Annotated in this window: 17 protein-coding genes; 15 read left to right on the top strand and 2 right to left on the bottom strand. The window is 39.8% G+C overall.

Annotated features, from left to right (window positions below):
* Positions 1-88: 88 nt before the first annotated feature.
* The 5 genes from QJV27_RS05470 (at position 89) to QJV27_RS05450 (ending at position 7,962) form a co-directional block, all read left to right on the top strand.
* Positions 89-2,359, top strand: coding sequence for an NADP-dependent malic enzyme (locus QJV27_RS05470; RefSeq protein WP_281447947.1), 2,271 nt, complete (start codon positions 89-91; stop codon positions 2,357-2,359).
* A 114-nt stretch (positions 2,360-2,473) separates the two neighbouring features.
* Positions 2,474-4,543: a Hint domain-containing protein gene (locus tag QJV27_RS05465; protein ID WP_281447946.1), complete on the top strand. Its 2,070-nt coding sequence runs from the start codon at positions 2,474-2,476 to the stop codon at positions 4,541-4,543.
* Positions 4,544-4,739: 196 nt separating this feature from the next.
* Entirely contained in the window at positions 4,740-5,624 is an 885-nt protein-coding gene (gene galU, locus QJV27_RS05460; protein WP_281447945.1) for a UTP--glucose-1-phosphate uridylyltransferase GalU, read from the top strand.
* Positions 5,624-7,012 carry a phosphoglucomutase/phosphomannomutase PgmG gene (pgmG, locus tag QJV27_RS05455; protein WP_281447944.1) on the top strand — a complete coding sequence of 463 codons (1,389 nt, stop codon included), beginning with the start codon at positions 5,624-5,626 and terminating at the stop codon, positions 7,010-7,012. Before galU ends, pgmG begins: the two co-directional genes overlap by 1 nt.
* 107 nt (positions 7,013-7,119) lie before the next feature.
* Positions 7,120-7,962 carry a class I SAM-dependent methyltransferase gene (locus QJV27_RS05450; protein ID WP_281447943.1) on the top strand — a complete coding sequence of 281 codons (843 nt, stop codon included), beginning with the start codon at positions 7,120-7,122 and terminating at the stop codon, positions 7,960-7,962.
* Positions 7,963-8,054: 92 nt separating this feature from the next.
* On the opposite strand, the gene QJV27_RS05445 is transcribed toward QJV27_RS05450, so the two are convergent.
* Together QJV27_RS05445 and QJV27_RS05440 are read right to left on the bottom strand one after the other, a co-directional pair.
* Entirely contained in the window at positions 8,055-8,822 is a 768-nt protein-coding gene (locus QJV27_RS05445) for a phytanoyl-CoA dioxygenase family protein (RefSeq protein ID WP_281447942.1), read from the bottom strand.
* A gap of 10 nt (positions 8,823-8,832) precedes the next feature.
* Positions 8,833-9,702: an NAD(P)-dependent oxidoreductase gene (locus tag QJV27_RS05440; protein WP_281447941.1), complete on the bottom strand. Its 870-nt coding sequence runs from the start codon at positions 9,700-9,702 to the stop codon at positions 8,833-8,835.
* Positions 9,703-9,893: 191 nt separating this feature from the next.
* Between QJV27_RS05440 and QJV27_RS05435 the strand changes: the two genes are divergently transcribed.
* The 10 genes from QJV27_RS05435 to QJV27_RS05390 all read left to right on the top strand — a co-directional run bounded on the left by QJV27_RS05435 (position 9,894) and on the right by QJV27_RS05390 (position 21,560).
* On the top strand, positions 9,894-11,123 hold the full coding sequence (locus QJV27_RS05435) for an argininosuccinate synthase (RefSeq protein WP_281447940.1): 1,230 nt from the start codon (positions 9,894-9,896) through the stop codon (positions 11,121-11,123).
* A 36-nt stretch (positions 11,124-11,159) separates the two neighbouring features.
* Entirely contained in the window at positions 11,160-11,648 is a 489-nt protein-coding gene (locus QJV27_RS05430; RefSeq protein WP_281447939.1) for an FKBP-type peptidyl-prolyl cis-trans isomerase, read from the top strand.
* Positions 11,649-11,676: 28 nt separating this feature from the next.
* Positions 11,677-12,690: a tryptophan--tRNA ligase gene (gene trpS, locus QJV27_RS05425; RefSeq protein WP_281447938.1), complete on the top strand. Its 1,014-nt coding sequence runs from the start codon at positions 11,677-11,679 to the stop codon at positions 12,688-12,690.
* A 1-nt stretch (position 12,691) separates the two neighbouring features.
* The gene (locus QJV27_RS05420) at positions 12,692-13,108 is read left to right on the top strand and encodes a secondary thiamine-phosphate synthase enzyme YjbQ (protein ID WP_281447937.1); all 417 of its coding nucleotides are present in this window, start codon (positions 12,692-12,694) and stop codon (positions 13,106-13,108) included.
* 97 nt (positions 13,109-13,205) lie between these two features.
* Positions 13,206-13,937 carry a double zinc ribbon domain-containing protein gene (locus tag QJV27_RS05415; RefSeq protein ID WP_281447936.1) on the top strand — a complete coding sequence of 244 codons (732 nt, stop codon included), beginning with the start codon at positions 13,206-13,208 and terminating at the stop codon, positions 13,935-13,937.
* 107 nt (positions 13,938-14,044) lie between these two features.
* On the top strand, positions 14,045-14,302 hold the full coding sequence (grxC, locus tag QJV27_RS05410; protein ID WP_281447935.1) for a glutaredoxin 3: 258 nt from the start codon (positions 14,045-14,047) through the stop codon (positions 14,300-14,302).
* Between the two features lie 36 nt (positions 14,303-14,338).
* Positions 14,339-14,833 carry a DUF2147 domain-containing protein gene (locus tag QJV27_RS05405; RefSeq protein WP_281447934.1) on the top strand — a complete coding sequence of 165 codons (495 nt, stop codon included), beginning with the start codon at positions 14,339-14,341 and terminating at the stop codon, positions 14,831-14,833.
* A gap of 160 nt (positions 14,834-14,993) precedes the next feature.
* Positions 14,994-15,344 carry a DUF6616 family protein gene (locus tag QJV27_RS05400; protein WP_281447933.1) on the top strand — a complete coding sequence of 117 codons (351 nt, stop codon included), beginning with the start codon at positions 14,994-14,996 and terminating at the stop codon, positions 15,342-15,344.
* 127 nt (positions 15,345-15,471) lie between these two features.
* Positions 15,472-19,968 (top strand): Hint domain-containing protein, encoded by a 4,497-nt coding sequence (locus QJV27_RS05395; RefSeq protein WP_281447932.1) that lies wholly within the window; start codon positions 15,472-15,474, stop codon positions 19,966-19,968.
* Positions 19,969-20,075: 107 nt separating this feature from the next.
* Positions 20,076-21,560 (top strand): class I adenylate-forming enzyme family protein, encoded by a 1,485-nt coding sequence (locus QJV27_RS05390; RefSeq protein ID WP_281447931.1) that lies wholly within the window; start codon positions 20,076-20,078, stop codon positions 21,558-21,560.
* The last annotated feature ends 77 nt before the right edge of the window (positions 21,561-21,637 follow it).

Below are 21,637 nucleotides of genomic sequence, written 5' to 3'. Positions count from 1 at the left end.
TGGTTATTTCCTTTTTATGGCTTATGTTTTAAGCTTGATTGATCGGTATTCTTTGCTAAGAATTCTGATCAATTAAATAGAGGAAAAAATGGATCAAAAATTTAAACAGGAAGCTTTGGATTATCACCAATATCCAACAGCAGGTAAGTTAACCATTACTCCAACCAAAAGGATGGCTACCCAACGGGATTTGTCTTTAGCCTATTCCCCAGGTGTTGCTGCGCCGTGTTTAGAAATACAAAGAGATCCATCTTTGGCAAGTAAATACACAGCAAAGGGGAACTTGGTTGCTGTTATTTCTAATGGTACAGCTGTTTTGGGTTTAGGTAATATCGGCCCCCTAGCAGGAAAACCTGTTATGGAAGGAAAGGCCGTTTTATTTAAAAAATTTGCTGGAATTGATGTTTTTGATATCGAGGTCGATGCTACTGATCCCGATCATTTTTGTGATGTTGTGGCAGCATTGGAACCGACTTTTGGTGGTATCAATCTTGAAGATATCAAGGCCCCAGAATGCTTTAAGATTGAAAAAAATTTACAATCCAGAATGAATATCCCTGTTTTTCATGATGATCAGCACGGAACCGCGATTGTCGTTACCGCAGCTTTGGTTAATGCACTGCGAATTCAAAATAAAAAGCTTGAAGATGTCAAGTTGGTGACCTCTGGTGCGGGTGCTGCGGCGATGGCCTGTGTCGACTTAATGGTCGGAATGGGAATGAAAGTTGAAAATGTCACGTTGACTGATATTGATGGTGTGGTATGGAAGGGACGCAGTCCAGACATGCCTGAAAATATGGCACGCTATGCCAAAGAAACCAACGCGCGCACGCTTGCAGAAGTGATTAAAGGGGCAGATATCTTTCTTGGCCTATCCGCAGCAGGCGTTTTAAAAGCAGAATATTTGGAGCATATGGCTGAAAGGCCTGTTATTTTGGCTTTGGCTAATCCCGAGCCTGAAATCACCCCAGACGAGGTTAAAACTGTTCGAAAAGATGCCATTATTGCGACAGGGCGTTCGGATTACCCCAATCAAGTCAATAACGTTTTATGTTTTCCTTTTATTTTTCGGGGGGCGCTAGATGTTGGAGCCCAACAAATTAACGAAGCAATGCAGCATGCGGCTGTCTATGCTTTGGCAAAATTGGCAACATTAGAGGCTAATGAGGCAGTTATTGCTGCTTACGGTGGGGAAGGCCCTGCTTTTGGGCCTGAATATATTTTACCAAAGCCTTTTGATCCTCGTTTAATTTTGGAGATCGCTCCAGCTGTTGCAAAGGCTGCAATGGATAGCGGTGTTGCAACCCGTCCAATCGAGGATTTCAAGGCTTATATCGAGCATCTGTCAGAATTCGTCTTTCGTACTAGTCAGGTTATGCAACCTGTGTTTGAAGCCGTGCGCAGAAGCGAGAATTTGAAAAAAGTTGTATTTTCTGAAGGTGAGAATGAGCGTGTTTTACGTGCTGTTCAAACTTTAGTTAATGATAATTTGGCCAAGCCCTGTCTTATTGGTAATAAGGAGCGAATACAAGAAAAAATCAAAAGTCTTGGATTAAGCTTACAAGTTGATAAGCACGTGCATGTGTTTGAACCATCACGTGACGATCTTTTGTTACAGGCTCTTGAGAAACCTTACCAGCATCTTGTTGAAAGGCAGGGTGTTCCTCCTTCTTTGGCTTATGAACAATTATATCGCAGGAAATCTGTTCTAGCAGCGATGTTGCTTCGTGAAGGACACGTTGATGCGGCGTTAATTGGGGGGTATGGTGAATGGTATCGTCACTTTAAATATCTAAAAAATATTATCCCCAAACGTCAAGATGTAAAGCAATTCTATACAATATCTGCCTTAATACAGTCGAATGTTGTGTTGTTTATGGGGGATGCATATTTACATTTAAATCCGTCAGCCGAAGAAATAGCAGAATTGACCTTGCTTGCTTCAGAAGCGGTATCAACATTTGGATTGGTTCCAAGGGCTGCATTGTTATCTTACTCATCGTTTGGCACTGGAAAATCAGGATCAGCTGAAAAAATGCGCGAAGCGTTGGCATTGATTAAAGAACGTAATCCCGATCTTGAAGTGGACGGTGAAATGCAAGGGGACGCTGCACTCAGCCCGTCAATCAGAGCACGGTTGGTAGATAATTCTCCGTTGGTTGGGAATGCTAATTTGTTGATTATGCCAGATTTAGATTCAGCGAATATTGGCTTTTCATTAAGTCGTGTTGTTGGTGATGCATTACAAATTGGTCCAATAACCCTTGGGGCGGTGAAACCCCTGCATATTTTGACCGAAAGTACGACAGCTCGTGGAATTGTTAACTTAGCGACTATTGCAATCAAACAATCTTTATAAATGTAATTTTATCGCAAGTGATAATTTCTCAAAATTATCACTTGCGATATAGTATTGTCCGATGTGCATCTCCATATATCCAAATAAAATATAATAAAATTTAAGAGGATTATAATGGCTGGTGTAACAAACAGGCAGGTAGTTAGTGGTGTAACCGTAACATCTGTAACCAGAGCATATCATGTGTCAAATGGTGATACGTTGATTGGTGCAACGGTTACGGGGGGGAGTTTAATTATCGATCAAGGGGGGGTGGCAAGCAACGTTGTTGTCAGTAGTACAGATAAAAATGCTGCACCTCTATTAGTTCAACCCGGTGGCACTCTATATAATCTTGAAGTATATTCCACTGCAGCTGCAGGGGCTGGCAACCCGAATATCTATGGGGTTGTTGATGGGGGTATCATTCATACAAATGCCTCAATGACAATTATGGGAGATGGGCAAGTTTCTAATGTTATAGTTGATGGTGGAACATTGGGTAACTATACAGGTTCATCATTTGATATTGTTCTTAACAATAATGGTCGACATATCATTCAAGGTGGCCTTGCGGTTAGAACGATTATCAACAGTGGAAATCAAATTGTACGCTCTACTACGGTTGCAATTAGTACACAGATTTATAACGGTTTTCAGACTGTGGCAGGAACAGCCAGCAATACAACAGTACATAATATGGGGTCGCAATTAGTCACATCAGGCGGCATGGCTTATGATACCATTATTGAGAATGGTGGCTACATGAATGTTGCCTCTGGTGGTCACATGGGTGGTACTATTCAGTTACAAGAAGGTGGTCGTTTGACAACTCATCCAACTGCAGGCGGTGCTGTTGATTTACAGGGTAACAATAATAGTGGATTGATTATTTCTGGAATAAATACAACTACCAGTAACTCAAACACAACAATCACAACAACAATTTCTGGGTATAGTGGCGATAAGGAAGGAACAGGAGAGACAGATTTAATTACTTTATATGGTGTTAAGCAATCTGACGTTGTCAGCGTGGATTTTGTTGATGCACAGGGTAATCCAAGTGGAGATTATGTTACTTTAAAATTAAAAAATGGTAGTAAACTGACTATGCATATTCTCGGCGTTGAAGATCAAGGTTATGCTTTGGGTACTGACAGTAATGGCAATTTGACTATGGAGGTTTGTTTTTTAGAAGGAACCATGATTAAAACGCCAAATGGTGATATTGCTATTGAAACATTATCAGTTGGTGATCTAGTAACAACTTTTGATTGGAAAAATAATCAAATTGTTACCGCACCTATTAAATGGATTGGAAAGAAGACAACATTTGTTAAATCTAGTCACCCTGATGATGAGGCAGGATATCCTGTTCGTATTTTAAAAGATGCTATTTCTGAGGGAGTTCCCTATAAAGATTTATTAGTAACAGCAGAACATTGTTTGTTTTTTGATGGTAAATTTGTTCCGGCACGGATGTTAATCAATGGAATGAGTATTTTTTATGATTATTCATTTACTGAATATACTTATTATCATTTAGAAACAGATAAGCATTCTGTTATATACGCTGATGGTATGTTAACTGAAAGCTACTTGGATACTGGCAATCGTTATAATTTTATACAAGATGGCAGTGTGTTTATTTTAAGAAAAAATATTGTTGTTAAAACTTGGGAAAACGATGCAGCGGCAGAATTAAATGTTCAGCGAATGGTTGTTGAACCAATTTATAATCAAATATTTCAACGATGTTTAAAAAAGGATCAATTCCATTATAAAGAACAGCATCTTACTAACGATAGTAATATTTGCTTAAAAACTAAGAAACACAATATTTTACCCTACTTGGTTAAAGGAAATATATTCTTTTTCCAGGTTGATGAAAATATTGATTGTGTAAATATCTTGTCAAATGCCGATCGTCCTTGTGATGTCATTGGACCCTACGTTGATGATCGTCGAAGGTTGGGAGTTTTGATTGGCAAGATTACAGTGATTACACCCAAAAGGGTTCATGATATTAAAATACATATTCAACATGATATATTGTCTGGATGGCATTCCATTGAAAGTTGTTTATATCGTTGGACGGATGGAAATGCTCTTTTACCTTTTGAAGAAAAAATTCATGGTAAAAAAATAATTATGATAGAGGTGGTAGCTGGCGGACCTTATAAGAAAAATAAAATGGTTGCTTAATAGTCTTACATCGTGTTTTATAATTAATTTTTTGGATAACCTTGTTTGTTTACATGAACAAGGTTATTGAAATTTTATAAATGCTCTTTTTAAAAACATAATTCGTATTTAAAAGGGTTCAAAATAAGTTGTACCTAAAATATTCATGTATATGGTATATGGATGTTTTAAAGATATGTTAATAAGGTGAAATTTCGTGATTAAACCTCTACGTAAAGCTGTGTTACCTGTTGCTGGATTTGGTACGCGTTTCTTGCCTGCTACGAAGTCTATGCCTAAAGAAATGTTGCCTGTTGTTGACCGTCCGTTGATTCAGTACGCAATCGATGAGGCAAGAGCAGCAGGAATTGAACAATTTTGTTTAATTACTGCCCGTGGAAAAGATTCTTTAATAGACTATTTTGATATTGCTTATGAATTAGAAGATACATTACGTCAAAAGGGTAAAAAAGAATCCCTAGAGGCATTGCAACCTTCCAGTATTCAGGCAGGATCCTTAACGGCATTGCGTCAGCAAGATCCATTGGGATTAGGGCATGCTGTGTGGTGTGCACGCACATTCGTAGGGGACGATCCATTTGCCGTCTTATTACCAGATGATTTGATTTTGAGTGAGCGTGGTTGTTTGGCACAAATGGTTGATGTTTATAACAAACACGGTGGTAACGTTGTTGCAGTTTCTGAAGTGCCCCGTGAAAAAACATCCAGCTATGGTATTGTTGACGTTGCCTCTGATGATGGTAAATTGGTTGAGATTTCTGGTTTGGTTGAAAAACCAAAACCTGAAGAAGCACCTTCTAATCTTTCTGTGATTGGTCGTTATATTTTGTCCCCTGAAATTATGACTCATTTATCTAAGATGGAACGTGGAGCAGGGAATGAAGTGCAGTTAACAGACTCAATGGCAAAATTAATTGGTGAAATGCCATTTCATGGATTACGTTACGAAGGTATACGGTACGATTGTGGCAGTAAGGCTGGCTTTTTAGAGGCACAAATTGCATTTGCATTGCAACGTTCTGACTTACAGTCATCAATGCGTGAAATTTTGAAAAAATATGCACATGAAGGTGCAAAATAATGGAACATAAAAGAGTTATCGATCCAAGCATTCTGCGCGAATATGATATCCGTGGGATCTATGGAAAAACATTTTTTATCGAAGATGCTTATGCTATTGGCCGTTCTTTTGGCAGCTTGATTGCGCGTCAAAATGGTAAAAAGGTTGTCGTAAGTTACGATGGACGGGTAAGTTCGCCAGATCTTGAAACCGCATTAGTTGACGGTTTAAAAAAATGTGGTCTTGAAGTTGTTCGTATTGGACGTGGCCCAACCCCAATGTTGTATTATGCTGCAACCACCATGGAAGCTGATGGTGCAGTGATGGTGACGGCAAGTCATAATCCAAAAGAATATAACGGTATGAAATTCATGCTGGGGGGGAAATCTTTTTATGGGAAACAAATTCAAGCTCTAGGTGCTCAAGTTGCTCAAGGTGATGTCGTTCCAGAAGGAATTGGTAGTGTTCGCAAGGTTGATATTGCCGAAGAATATGTTACCCGCTTATTAAAAGATTTTAATGCAACAGATCGCAAGCTTAAAGTGGTTTGGGATAACAGTAACAGTGCCGCTGGTGAGGTTTTGACCCGGTTGGTACAACAACTGCCTGGCGAGCATATTGTTCTAAATGGTAGTATTGATGGTAATTTTCCAGCCCATAGTCCAGATCCCACGGTTCCAAAGAATTTAGTTCAGTTGCAAAAAGAGGTTGCCGAGCGTAAAGCTGATATAGGGATTGCCTTCGATGGTGATGCTGATCGTATCGGTGTTATTGATGACAAAGGGAATATCCTGTGGGGTGATCAGCTAATGATTGTTTACAGCCGTGATATTCTGCCTGACCACCAAGGGGCTACTATTATCGCGGATGTGAAAGCTAGCCAGATTTTATTTGAAGAAATTAAAAAGGCTGGTGGTTATCCATTGATGTGGTGTACTGGGCATTCTTTGATCAAAGCAAAAATGGCTGAAACCAAGGCTTTATTAGGTGGTGAAATGTCTGGTCACATTTTCTTTGCTGATAAGTGGTATGGTTTTGATGACGCATTATATGTTGCAGTGCGTACGCTGGATATTGTTGCACGATTAAAAGGGCCGTTGTCCGAAATTACTGAATCTTTACCAAAAGCGATTTCCACCCCTGAGATCCGCTTTGACTGTCCTGATGATCGTAAATTCTCTGTGGTTAAAGAGGTCGCTGATCGATTAAAAGCTGCAAATGCCGATGTCGATACAATTGACGGTGTTCGGGTTAATACTGCTGATGGTTGGTGGTTGTTAAGAGCATCAAATACTCAGGCATCATTGGTTGCACGTGCAGAAAGTACAACAGAAGCAGGCCTTGAAACCCTTAAAGAGGCATTAAAATCCCAACTAAGTGCTTCCGGGGTTGAATTACCAGAAATCTAAGTCTAAGTTTCAAGTTGTTTTTGAGAAAGGCGCAACGTATTTGTTGCGCCTTTCTTTATTAATCAGCTTTATTATGGTTAACATATAATTTTAAGAGTTTTTTAACTATGTCTGTGCCCATTTTATTTAATCGTCAATTGGTAAGATTACATCGTGATAGGGCGGTATCGCACATGCAAGAAATGCAAGACGTGGTTGAGAGATGTGCAGATCAATTGTTAGGTCGTTTGGATGATGTGCAACGATCCTTTGCCAATGCTTTGGAAATAGGAGGGCGTGGTATTATTGGTCCAGCATTGCAGGCAAGGGGTATAAATACCATTTCAGCAGATTTGTCGCACAAATTGGTTGCTATTAATCAAGGAAAATCTTGCGTCTGTATGGACGAAGAGATGTTACCATTTGCAGCAGAGAGTTTTGATTTAGTCATAGCTCATTTTAATTTGCACTGGGTGAATGATTTACCAGGTGCATTAATGCAAATTAGAAATATTTTGCGCCCCGATGGATTATTTTTAGCAGCAGTTCCCATTTTACCGACGTTATCTTTGCTTAGAACAATTATGACTGAGGCAGAAATAGAACATTATGGCGGGGCATCGCCCAGAATATCACCCTTTCCAGATTTGCGGGCCTGTGCTGAGTTAATGCAGAGAGCAGGGTTTGCATTACCTGTGGTTGATAAGGAAAAATTGGATTTAGTTTATCGCTCTGCTGCGGCTTTATTTCGTGACTTGCGCTTTTCTGGTGAGACGAATGCATTGGTTGAAGGGAAAAAAAACTTAACTCATCATTCATTTTGGGTTCATTGTCTTGAAAAATTAGAACAACAAGATGAGTTGGCTGTTCCATTGCATTTTGCGGTGTTAACAGGTTGGGCCCCTGATGTTTCACAACCTCAACCCTTAAAGCCAGGGCAGTTTTCTATGTCACTGGAAAACGTATTTTAATCTTTCGGGGCCGAGAGGTTTCTACTAACAAGACGGGCGCAAAGGTATTTTTACACCAATTGCACCTGTCACTGAGTTCATAAGTCAAGTAATTATCGAGTTGCCATGAAATTGGGGCGTGGATCATCTATGTTAAGTAACTTGTTACTCATGACATTGTAACTTAATAAAACTAATCTTCTGCGCCAAGGGGTAAGATTTACGTTTGAGGCGTGTAATATAGAGCTGTGGAAGAAAAGGGCACTGCCTTTCTTTCCTTTAGCAGCAACAATGCCAGTTTGCCCAAGAGTTTTTGCTAGAAAGCTTTGAGACAGTTCATACTTCAACTTGGAAGATGTTGTTTCTCGCCAATTCTTTGGTGCATTTTGTCCGTAGGTGTGAATAACCTCGCTGTCAGGGATGAGGGTTTTATGAGATCCTGGAGCGACCAACAGTGGTCCATTCATATCGTTAACATCGTCAAGGAAAATCCCTACGGAGAAGGCATTGTCCTTCTGCATTCCGTCTTCTTTATTCCAAAAGTAAAAATCACTATGCCATGCCCACACGTCACCGTTCAGCGCATTTTTAAAGTTGATTTTGTATTGGTGAAGATAGGTTTCTTCGTTTAGTAGAGCGTAAGCATCACGTTCCAGTAAGTCGTCGTTTGCCAGCTCTTCAAAAAACGGGTCTATCATGTGGGGACCGTTGATACTTCTTAAAGTTTTTTGATCATTTTCAAAGACGTAACCATCGTGGTTTTGTAATTCTAAGTTTTTTACTGATTGATCGATTTTATGAAGTAGATCGTCGGGGACATAGTTTTCTTTAACGAGAAAACCATCTTTATGAAATTGTTCAATGTCGTTGTTAGTAAGCATTACGTTTTTCCTAATTGGTTTTTGTTTGATTACTGTGGCGTATTGCACTGATAGATAATGCGCTTTCGTCAAGTGTTTGCTCGTTGTAAGCCATTCCCTCGATAAAATGATCCTTGACAATTGATGCATAGGGTAGGGGGACGCGATAATGTTCCCCAGCATCAATGATAAGGTTGATGTCTTTAAGTCCCAGTTCTAGTGGAAATCCAGGGGGACTGAACTTACGATTAACAATCATATCGGTGTAGAGTTCGTAAACAGGGCATTTAAACATCGAATCCATAATAATGTCTGCAAAGACCTGTCTTTCCACAGAAGCTTTTTCTACCAAAGCAAATGCCTCACCCAGAGCTTCGATTGTAGCATTGAGTAAAAAGTTCCCTGCCAGTTTTGTGAGGAGCGCAGTTTCTCTTTTTTCGTTGAGGTACCATATTTTTTTCGAAAAACTATTTAGAATAGGTTCAACAAGGGCTAGCTGTTGTTTGTTGCCTGAATAATAGACATCCAATTGTCCAGCCTCCGCGACGTCGCATCGACCCATGACAGGAATGACGTGATATTCGAACCGATTCTGTCGAAACTTGTTGATTTCTTGTAAAAGGGCTAAAGAAGTTGTCGACAAATTAATCCAAATCTTCTTGTTCGTTAACACCTTGGTTTCATATGCAATATTTCTGATTGCGTTATCGTCTGGCACCATGGTCATTAGGATATCGCAGTCTTCGAGTTCCGATGGCGTTTGGCACAAGATGATGTTAGCTTCCAATTTTGAGGGATCGATGGGGCGCTTATCCCAGGCTTTGATAAAAAAGTTTTTTTTCGAAATATTATTAACAATGGGCATCCCCATTGTTCCAAGTCCTATGAAAGCAATCTTCATGACGATCTTCCTTTAGTTTTGTTAACTTTTTGTTAACTTATTGATATTTAAGGATAAAAAAACGTAACATGATCGCAATCTTTTGTGAAGTGCTATCAAAAAAAAGTTTATTGACAATGATTATTTGAAACAGTGCACGATAGTGGTATAGAGTTATCAACTTATGATGTCTTACAGGAAAAGAGAAAAATATGGTTGAGAAGAAGGTGAAAAAAGTCGTTCTTGCCTATTCTGGTGGGTTGGATACTTCGGTCATTTTACGTTGGTTGCAAAAAACCTATGAATGTGAAGTTGTAACCTTTACCGCAGATTTGGGGCAGGGCGATGAATTGGAACCTGCACGTAAAAAAGCAGAGATGTTCGGGGTTAAAGAAATCTTTGTTGAAGATTTACGTGAAGAATTTGTTCGTGACTATGTTTTCCCAATGTTTCGGGCGAATACTCTTTATGAAGGTCAATATCTATTGGGTACTTCAATTGCACGGCCTTTGATTTCTAAAAGACAAATTGAGATTGCCGAACAAGTCGGTGCTGATGCAGTCGCCCATGGCGCAACAGGTAAAGGTAATGATCAGGTTCGTTTTGAATTGGCTTATTATGCATTAAAACCTGATGTTACGGTGATCGCGCCATGGCGTGAATGGGAATTGACTTCTCGTACTCGGTTATTGCAATTTGCAGAAGAAAATCAAATTCCCATAGCACACGATAAACGTGGCGAGGCACCATTTTCTGTAGATGCGAACATGTTGCACTCTTCTTCCGAAGGTAAAATTTTGGAAGATCCTGCGGTTGCTCCAGATGAAATCGTATTTCAACGTACTATTTCCCCAGAAGATGCCCCTGATAAAGCAACAGAAATTACTATCGATTTCAAGGGTGGGGATCCCGTAGCCATTAATGGTGTGGCAATGTCCCCAGCAACATTATTAACGCGTTTAAATGAATTGGGTAAAGCCAATGGAATTGGGCGTTTGGATTTGGTTGAAAATCGTTTTGTTGGAATGAAGTCTCGTGGAATTTATGAAACCCCAGGGGGTACTATTTTGTTATTTGCCCACAGAAATATGGAATCCATTACTTTGGATCGTGAAGCTGGGCATTTAAAAGACAGTATTATGCCACGTTATGCAGAATTAATTTATAATGGTTTTTGGTTCTCACCAGAACGTCGTATGTTACAGGCCCTTATTGATGAAAGTCAGCACTCAGTAACAGGTCGTGTGCATTTGAAATTATATAAAGGGAATATTATTCTAATGGGGCGTGAAAGTCCTAACAGTCTTTATGATATGCGGGTTGTGACCTTTGAGGATGATGAAGGTGCTTATAATCAGGTCGATGCACAAGGATTTATTAAATTGAATGCATTACGTTTACGATTGGGTGCTCAGGCCGGGCGTCGTGGTGGAAAACTATAACTTAATTCGTTTCAAGAAATTTGGAGGGGGAGTATAATGAAGAAAATTGTTTCTTTTGCTTTACCAGTTTTGTTGGCATTTTCTTTTTCTTTGGCAGCTTGTGCAGGAAATAAAGATGAACAATTAACACCAGAACAATTCATGAAAAAAATTGAATCTGAATCAGGTGTTAAAACTTTGCCCAGTGGGCTCGCCTATCGTGTGATTAAATCAGGAGATCCAAAAGACGCTTCTCCTGCCGTTGGGGACTTGGTTTTAATTGAATATGAAGGTCGTCTGCCTGATGGGGTTATTTTTGATTCTTCTGATCGCCATGGTGGGGGATTAATGCAAATGCCTGTTGATGGTTTAATCCAAGGTTGGATGGAAGCTTTGCCAAAAATGCATCCTGGTGATGTATGGCAACTCTATGTCCCCCCTAAATTAGGATATGGTGATAAATCTTTGGGTATTATCCCTGCAAATAGTCCATTGGTTTTTAAAATTCATTTGGTTGGTGTTACAAAAGCACCCCAAAATAATTAGTTTTTGATAACATTATAAAAGGTGTTTTATGCAGTCCAAACCGTTAGGTAAGAGAGTATTTTCCGGCATTCAGCCCACCGGTATTCCGCATTTAGGTAATTATTTGGGAGCAATACGTCATTGGGTTGACATGCAGCAGGGAAATGAATGTATTTTCTGCTTGGTGGATATGCATGCGATAACGGTTTGGCAGGATCCTATACAACTAAGATCGCAGATTATCGAACAGGCTGCGATCCTAATGGCTGCGGGGATTGATCCACAAAAACATATTTTATTTAACCAATCTGCTGTTTCTGCACACGCAAGAATGGGATGGATTTTCAATTGTGTCGCCCGTATTGGTTGGATGAACAGAATGACCCAGTTCAAAGATAAAGCTGGAAAAAATAGAGAGGCACATTCTGCAGGATTATACGTTTATCCGAACTTAATGGCTGCTGATATTCTAACATATCAGGCTACTTGCGTACCTGTTGGAGAGGACCAGCGTCAACATCTAGAACTAACTAATGACATCGCTCAAAAGTTCAACCATGATTATCAAATAGATTTTTTTCAAGAAGTGCAAGGTCTTATACCAGCCACCAGCGCACGGGTTATGAATTTACGTGATGGTAGTAAGAAAATGTCAAAATCTGACCCTTCAGAGCAAGGGCGTATCGAATTGTTGGATGAAGATGATGTCATTGCAAATAAAATTAGACGCGCCAAAAGTGATTCAGAACCATTGCCATCTGAAGTCGAGGGATTGGAAAATCGCTTAGAGGCTTCAAATTTAGTCTCTATTTATGCGGTCATGGCTAATCAGTCTGTTGATCAGGTTTTACGCCAATTTGGTGGTCAGGGATTTAGTGGCTTTAAATCTGAGCTAGCTGATGCCTTAATACAGCATATTCGACCCATTCGGGAAGAAACAAAGCGGTTATTGGCTGATGAAGCACATATTCGTGAAATGTTGCGGATGGGGGCAAAAAAAGCTTCAGCCATTGCAGAGCCTATTGTTTCAAAAGTAGAAGAAATTGTGGGATTTATAAAATAATATGAAGCAACAAACGAGTATTCTACAGGTTCAAACCCATGGGCAAGGATTAACCATGTTAAATATGGATTTATCCAGCTGGATCTTAAAGACGGGTATTGTTACTGGTTTATTGACTTTATGGTGTAAACATACTTCTGCTTCATTCATTGTGCAGGAAAATGCAGACCCTGATGTGAGGGAGGATATTTTACACTATCTTAATGATTTGGTTCCAGAAAATCGGCATTACTTGCATCACAGTGAAGGGCCAGACGATATGCCAGCCCATATAAAGGCAGTATTAACCCAAACACAACTGTCGATCCCCATTGTTGAACGTCAAATGGTTTTGGGAATTTGGCAAGGAATCTATTTGTTCGAGCATCGTAGACAGCCTCATTTACGTCAAATCGCCTTACACGTTCTAGGGGAATAAAGAAGCGGTATTATTGTAAAGCCTTTAGAAGGTGACAACGTTGTCATTTTATATAAAGGCTTTACACTTTTATACTAATTATAGGGCGGTTCAGTCCTTGAATATATTAAAACATGTATATAAACATTTTTTAGATTTTTTTATCCCTCCTAGTTGTTTGGTGTGTGGTGTAACGGTTGCTGAGGATGGGCTGGTATGTTCTTCATGTTTTCGGCAATTTCATTTTATTCATGCCCCTTTTTGTCATGCTTGCTCTCTTCCTTTTATATCTGATGCAGAAGCAGGTATAGATTCTATTTGTTCTGATTGTAAAATGGATATGCCTTTGTGGCAGGCATGTCGGGCAGCTTTCGTATATAATGAGGGGATTAAAAGATTAATTGTACCTCTAAAGCATGGCGATCGGCACCATAGTATTTGTTTTTTGACACGGTTTATGGCTCGTCAATCTGCTTCATTGTTTGCACACGTGGATTACATAGTGCCTGTGCCTCTACATAAAAGGCGGTTGAGGCAAAGAAAATATAATCAATCTGCTTTATTGGCACGGCAGTTGGGAAAATACTTTAGGACTTCCGTTTTACCGATGGGACTGTTAAGGGTAAGAGAGACAATTGCTTTGGGGCATCTCAATCGGCAAGAAAGATATTCCGTGTTAGATGGTGCTTTTGAGGTAAATCCTTTATATTCATATGTTTTTAAAAACAAAAATATCCTATTGGTTGATGACGTTGTAACGACAGGTGCTACTTTAACACATTGCAGTCGTGCTTTATACGATGCGGGCGCAGCGCGGGTCGACGTGGTGGCCGTTGCCAAAGTGGTTTAAAGATTGATGAGCATTAATATTGCATAATAATAATTTTGCAGATGCTTGTTTTCAAAAAATAAGTTAACTATATGAAGAAATGTATAAAATAATCGAAGGAAGATATTATGGCTCAAGTCGAAATCTATACCCAACCTGGATGTCCATTTTGTCACAAGGCACTATTGATATTAAACGCTAAAGGTGCATCTGTAAAAGAAATCAATGCCCCTAAAGGAACCAAGGAAAGAGAAGAGGCAATTGAGCGTTCTGGAGGCAGAACCACAGTGCCTCAAATCTTTATTGATGGTCAACATGTTGGTGGTTGTGACGATTTACAGCGAATTGATAAATCAGGTGAATTAGATCAATTACTAGCATCGTAATAAAGTTAGTTCTTTTTTTGAAGAGGTTTAAATGTGATGGCAGTATTAAATAAATTGCCTGTTTTTAACGTATCTGTTTTGGGTATACTGTCGTTACTAACCTTTTCAAAAGGAGAAACATCTTATGCCCAGGCACAGCAAGCAAATAATTCTGTACAGAATGCACCTGAGGTTGGGCTTTGGACCACTAAAAAGGAAGACGGCGTTTTTCACATTTATCCCTGTGGTCAGGCATTATGTGGTCGGTTTGTTGGTATGCAATACCAAGGCCCTATCGCACCTTTAAACAAAAAAAACCATTCACAGTGTAATTTTCTAATGTTGCGCAATTTTACCAAAGATGAAGATGGCAAGCGTTGGAATGGTAAAATTGCAGATCCTAGAGATGAAAAATTATATGATGCGAAGATTTGGTTATCTAAACCTAATGAGTTAAAATTACGTGGTTATATGGGCATTAGTTTATTTGGAGAGACGCATACTTGGCATCGTTTTAGTGGACATATAGGTAACAATTGCAAGTTGTTATAATCATAACGATATCGTTATAAAGTTGTATTTTTCTGCTTGCAATTGAAGTATCGATTGACTTTTACACTTTTAAATTGATAATATGTAACAAGTTAGTTATGTCAGAATTTTATTAGGTTGTAATATATTCTGTTAATATCGTAATTGAAGGGCAGTTATAATGGCTTATATCGTGACGCAGGTTTTTTCACCCAAAGAAAAATGGAAAAAACTTGCCAAACCTATTAAAGAACAGATTTTACAACGTATGATCGTCAACTTGTCTTCTTTGGCAGGTGAAAATAAAGTTCAATTAATAGCTGCAGGCCAGATTGACAGTAAAATGCCTCGAGTTGCAGATGCAGAATTTTATGTCATTTGGTCAGTCGCAATTGATGAGATGAGTAAACACATCAGCCAACATTTGCGTGACAGTGAATGGAACGAATATTTTGACGTAGTTAATATTGGGGGTCGTGCATTAAGCGTTCCTCAATTTGCGGATGTTGTTTTAGCTGATCTAAATAGTTAAATAATATTTGTAACGAAAAACTAATAAATACATAATAATACTTAAATAATTCTAAATATAAATACAGAAATTAAATACTAAAAATAAAGTCAATTTTCATATTGAGATTTTTTTTTAGGATGGTTTAATGTCTGACGACAATAACAAGAACAACACGTCAAGTGTTGATCAAGTTGCGACTGCGGTTGCAACTGTGGATGACAGCGTGTCATCTTCTTTAAATGATGCATTACTGGGTAGTGCCACGATAAGTAATGCATCTTTGACCAGCGGTGTTACAAGTGGTGGCGATATTACTTTGGGATCTATGGCCTCTGCGTTGGGGTCGGACGGTTCTGCTTTAATCTCTGCATACAGTGCGGCTGCAATGTCGACCTTGGATCAGACCTATTATGGTGGATCTTTGAATCGAGCTGCAGCCCTTGCTACGGGTGGACAGCCTGATTATAACATTGTTTTAACGAGAACGGCAGCCTTACACAGCCGTGCCATCTCGAATGCACCTAATGTTGGTGATACCTATAAATACACCTATAACGCATCGCAAACTGTTAGTTTTTATGCTGGTGTTGGGTATAACGGTAGCGGTAACGCAGTTTATCAAACGACTTCAGCCGTAAGCGTGATGTCGAATGGGATGTTGCAGGTCGGTGGTGGTAATAGCATGCTTGTTGGTAGTGCGAACGCCCCTGTTGGTCAGGCTGATCTTTCGCTGCAATATAAGCCAACTGCTGACTCGCCATCCTTGCAAATGGATGGTGGGTCTTACCTCAGTGCTAACGGATATGTTGGTGGTGTTGCTGATAAATCCCTGGCTGGTCAAAGTGTTACGGGTGATAACAGGGGGCAGCGTACAGGTAACGTTCTTACAGCCGACAATGTCAGTGCTGACGTTGGTGGTGACTGGGGGGTTATTGGGGATGCCGACATAGGTTATGCCGCAACAACGAACAGATTTGGTAATAACAACAGCTTAAACATTGGTGGAACCTTTGGCGTTTTCATGAATGCTTCAGCTACATTTGGCAGCAACTTGCAAATGAACTTAGGTGCTACGACAGGTAGTGGTTTGTTTGTGGGGTCCGGTGCTTCCTTTTCAGCAGGTTTCAATAACCAATTCCATATTACCGGTGGTATGGGTGCTGCATACTCCGCTGGGCGTTTGAACCAAAAAGCAAGACTATATTTGGGGGATAACAATAGCGTATTCCTAGATCAAGCAAACTGGGGAAACTTCGCCGCACAGATCGATGGTATCGTTTCAACGGGTAATAACCTACAGTTGAGAGCATTAGAGATTTCCGTTGGGTATCCTCAGGATCCATTTACTGGAAACATTCTTGTTTCGACAGGGGAGCCAGCTCAAATGATTATTGGTAATAATGCCAATATCAGTTTGGGTCAAAGCGGGTTGCATGATAATGGATCTAATTTTTATTTGGGATCTGATGGTGCGATTGTGGTAGATGCCAGTGCAGCATCTTTACAGATAGGCACAGGCGCAACAATTGATGCCAACAATATTTCGATTGGTAACTTTGCCAAAGATTATAGTGGCTCTTATTTAGGTTCAACTGTTGAGACTGCGGCTTACAAGGCTGGGTTGAATAACAGTATTACCATTGGTAACGGTGCGAGCATTAATCTTTCTGGTGGTGTTCAACTGGATGGTAACAATAATAGTTTGACGCTGCAAGGATCTGGCATTTTAAATGCCGGTGGTATTAGCGCAGGACGTTTTTACAAAGAATATAACATTGGTGTGGGCGGTGGTATATCGTCCAGACGTCCTCATCACGTTTATGATAATACCTCTGGTGCGAATGTTCAAATTGGTGATGGTTACGTTATTACCTTGACATCGGGAACGATTGATACTGGTTTGGCAAATATGCCAACAATCAGTAATAATGGTAATCTTGAAAATAATGCACAGGGTGGTATTTTTAATATTGGTAACGATGTGCAGCTGAACGCTAACTCTGTCGTTCTTGGGGATTACTCTATCTCTAGGGTAAACCAGTATGTTGGCTCAACGTTCGAAGCTAGTGCTGGCACATCAAACGCCAATATCACATTTGGAACAAACGCTCACATTCACCTTTCTGGCTCAGTACTACTGAACGGTAGTGGTAATACCATGGCCTTCGGCGATGGATTATTATTAAGTGCCGCAGCGATGTCTTTTGGTTACGGAGCTACAGGTATTGGGGCTAGTAACGTATTTTCTGTTGGAAATAATGCTTCTATTGGATTGAATAACGGTTTCATAGATAATTTACAAAGAGGTACAGTAACCTTTGGTGATACTGTTACAATGCACTTGTCAGGGGGTAATTTCTCAGTTGGAGGAATTAGTACCACGGCACTCAACCCAAATACAGTAACCTTTGGTGCTAATGGCCAGTTGATCCTTGATAATGGTGATATTTTAATTACCAATAGTAACCAAAAATTAACGTTCGGTAGCTCAGGAACGCTTACTGGTAACCAACTAAGCTTGACTGGCACAGTCAATCAAAGTGTCGTTATGAATGATGGCGCAACCGTAACGTTGAATGGTGGCATCATAGCCGCAGCAACGGGTGGAACCTTAAGATTTGGTAACAATGCAAATGTTACCCTTGGCTCAGACCTGACGTTTACCAGTAACACAGCTTTCTCTGTTGGTGCCAATGGTTCAACGACCATTAACGGTAATATCAATATTAATGCAACAGGTACAACATTCAGTATCGGTGCAAACCAGCATTTCACCGCTGGAACGATTGGTATTAATATCAGCCGTCCAACATTGACATTTGCTTCAGGTATTACCTACAATGTTAATGGCTGGGTTTTAAATGGCACCTACAACCAAATTGCATTAGGTAACGGTGCGTCTGGATCTATTGGCGATATTACGGTCAACAGTGGTGCAACAAACGCCACGTTTAATACGGGTGCTGCAACTAACTTGACCTTTGGTAATGCTAATTTTGCCAATGGTGGAACATTTACGATTAACGCTGAAACAGTTACAGGAACATCATTAACATTGGGTAACAATGCTATTGTTAACGTGGCTGCGGGTACCAAATTGAATCTTGATACCCTAGTTATGGATGGAACCACACAGGTTACATTGAATGTTGCATCTGGAGCTGTAGTTGACATTGGAAGTTTAGTAACAACCAATGTTGGTTCGACAAGAATGCCGAAAATTGTCATTAATGGTGCGACGGTTATTATTGATGGTCAAGAAGCAAGAGCTGCAGGTACTGCGGATAAGTTGGTTGATTTCAATAATGTTCAAAATGGTATCTATCAGTATAATGGTGATATTTCGGAAGAAAGTGGTCATTTAAATGTAACCAACTTTGCTTTAAATGACAGCTTAGTTTTCGAAATTGGCTCTGCCTATTTGGATCAAACACGCTACGTTACCAGTGTTTCAGGTGGTATTTTAACCATCAGTTACAATAATCCAGATGGTTCCGTTACACAATTGGCACAATTTGGTTATACTGGTAGTTCACTGATTCCTAACGTCTTGATTGTAGAGTCTGGCGCAAGTTCAACAGGGCATCAAATTATCATTACGAAGTGCTTCTTAACAGGGACGAATATTTTAACCCCAACGGGTGAAGTAACTGTTGAAAGCCTAAGTGTTGGTGATGAAGTTGTTGCGTTGAAAGATGGACAGCAGGTCAGTAAGCGCATTGTATGGATCGGGAGCATGAATGTTAATGTGAACGGTTATGAACATAAAGATGCTTTGTATCCAGTTCGTATTAAGGCACATGCGTTTGGATTAAACCAACCTTGTCGTGATTTGTTGGTTACACCAGAACATACGATTTATGTTGATGGTGGGCTAATTCCCGCACGGATGTTGGTCAATGGTCGTTCAATTATCATTGATAATACAATGGAAAGTTTTACAGTTTATCATGTTGAAACTGAAGAGCATTCAATTCTATTGTCTGAAAATTTAACAACGGAATCTTACTTAAATACAGATGACCGTCATCTCTTTAACGGGGATGTTGCAAATCTTCACTTAACGTTTGATGAAAATGCTGGCCATAAAAGTTGGCAAGAAGATGCCGCAGCACCATTGACCGTTGCAAGGCATCAAGTTGAGCCTATTTGGCAGCGCTTGGATCGTCGTGCGACACAACAAGGTTATGCGCCGGTATCAACCTTTGAAACCACCCGTGACCCTGAACTATGCTTGATCACTCAAAGAGGTGAAAGATTACAGCCTGTTGATATAAAAGGTAATGTTTACAGCTTCTATGTTCCTGCGAATGTCAGTGTTGTTGCAATGCATTCAAAGGCAGCCGTTCCATCAGAAGTTGTGGGGCCATTTCTGGATGATCGTCGTATGTTAGGTGTATTGGTTGCAAAAATCAGCGTATTTGGTGAAAGAACTTTAACAATTCTGCCTTCAGATATGTCTGGTTTGTCAGGTTGGCATGATGCCGAGTTGAATAGATCAGATCGCTGGACGAAAGGATTGGCTACTTTACCAGAAGTTATTTCAGAAATGAGTAATAAGGTTAAGTTAGTTAAAATTGAACTTACAGCTACTGCTGAGTATTTTGTTGATAATATGGAATTTGTTGAGAAAATTGCGTAATTCCAATTATTTTTTCAAAATAATAGTGTAACCCTATAAAAAATAAACTTTCCTTCTCTATATATAAAGAGAAGGAAAGTTTTATTTTACAAGGTGGAGATCGATTTATGTATGATCGGTTTATAGAACATGTAGCAAGAATAGCACCCGAAAAGGTTGCTTTGCTTTCATTTGATGGTTCTGTGACGTTTTCGAAAATGGATGCTGATATTAACCGATTAGCACAGGCTTTGTTAGATAAGCTTAATCCACTACCTAAAATTGTGGCTGTTTCTTATCAACAGATTCATCCGCATTGGATGTTTTTAATGGCGTTAAGTCGTATCGGTGTTGCAACAGCCTCTGTTTCTGATGATAGTTTTGTTGCAGCAAAAGAAGTTGCTGTTTTAAAACCAGATTTGATTATTAGCGATGCCTTGTTTGATGTTGAGACACAGGCACAAGTTTTGGTGTTAGATCTCGAATGGTATTCTGAGGTTATCAAAGGTCCAGAAGTTAAACCTATACGGTTAATATTGGACAAAAATCGAATTGTTCGTGTAGCAATAGCATCAGGGACATCTGAAGATAAGCATCGAGTTGATTTCACAGCTTCAATGATTGAGGCTTCTGTTATTCGATTGGCACATCAAGAATATATTGAGTGGGCAGAGACAGAGGACGCAGCACGATATCATTGTTTATTACCAACCCTTGGGTTTGGTAGCATACATGGATTTTTGTCTGCAGTCAGTATTTGGTATGTTTGTGGTTCTGTGATCATGGTGGACCGAGAACAATACCCAGCTGCAATTGCAATGTTAAAACCTTCCTTAATGATTATTTCTCCTTCGCAATTGCAGGCAATTGTTAACAATCTTCCAACTGATGTCCCTCCTGTTAGTGGGTTAAGATTAATTGTCTCTGCAGGATATTTTTCTAATGCATTACGTGAAGAGGTTCGCCAAAAATTAACCAAACATATGCGTGTTCTATACGTAACCAGTGAGTGTGGCATTGTTGCTGGAGCGCGTGTTGAACAAATGTCGCATGATGATATGGCAGGTTGGGTATTACCTTGGGTTGACTTACGTATTGTTGATGACGAAGGACACGATTTACCTTTTGGTGAGATTGGTAACATCTGTATTCGAAGTTCTGAATTGGTAAATGGCTTTTACCATGATGAAGAAGCAACACGTAAGCAATTTAGGGATGGTTGGTTTTTCCCAGGTGATTTAGGGATCTTGGATGAAAGAGGGTGCTTGCGTATCTTTGGACGTGCCGATGAATTGTATAATTTTGGTGGTGATAAATTCTATGCTCACAAGATTGATCGGATCATTCAGGCTGTTCCAGGGGTAAAAGATGCGGCATTATTTTCCATGCCAGATCATGATGGTATCCAAGAGCCGTGGGTGGCGATTGTTCGCGATGCAAATTTTGACGTTGATAAGGTCAGTGAAGCCTTACAGTCCGAATTTCATAATTTGCCTAATGTTCGCGCAATGTGGGTGGATTATATCCCGAGGGATACGGTAGATCGAGTATTAAGGTATCAGTTAAGTTTGGTTGCCGTGCAACAATATTCAGCAGCAAATAAAAAAAATTAATTAAGGTTGTCCAATAATTAGGATGCAAGTGGTTTAGCGACGTGCAAGCCCAGCATAAATTATGTTTTAGAGAGATT

This window comes from Commensalibacter oyaizuii (assembly GCF_029953265.1).
GTDB classification, from domain to species: Bacteria; Pseudomonadota; Alphaproteobacteria; order Acetobacterales; family Acetobacteraceae; genus Commensalibacter; species Commensalibacter oyaizuii.
Note: the sequence above shows the minus strand (reverse complement) of the source record. Positions and strands in the feature narration are given on the sequence as shown.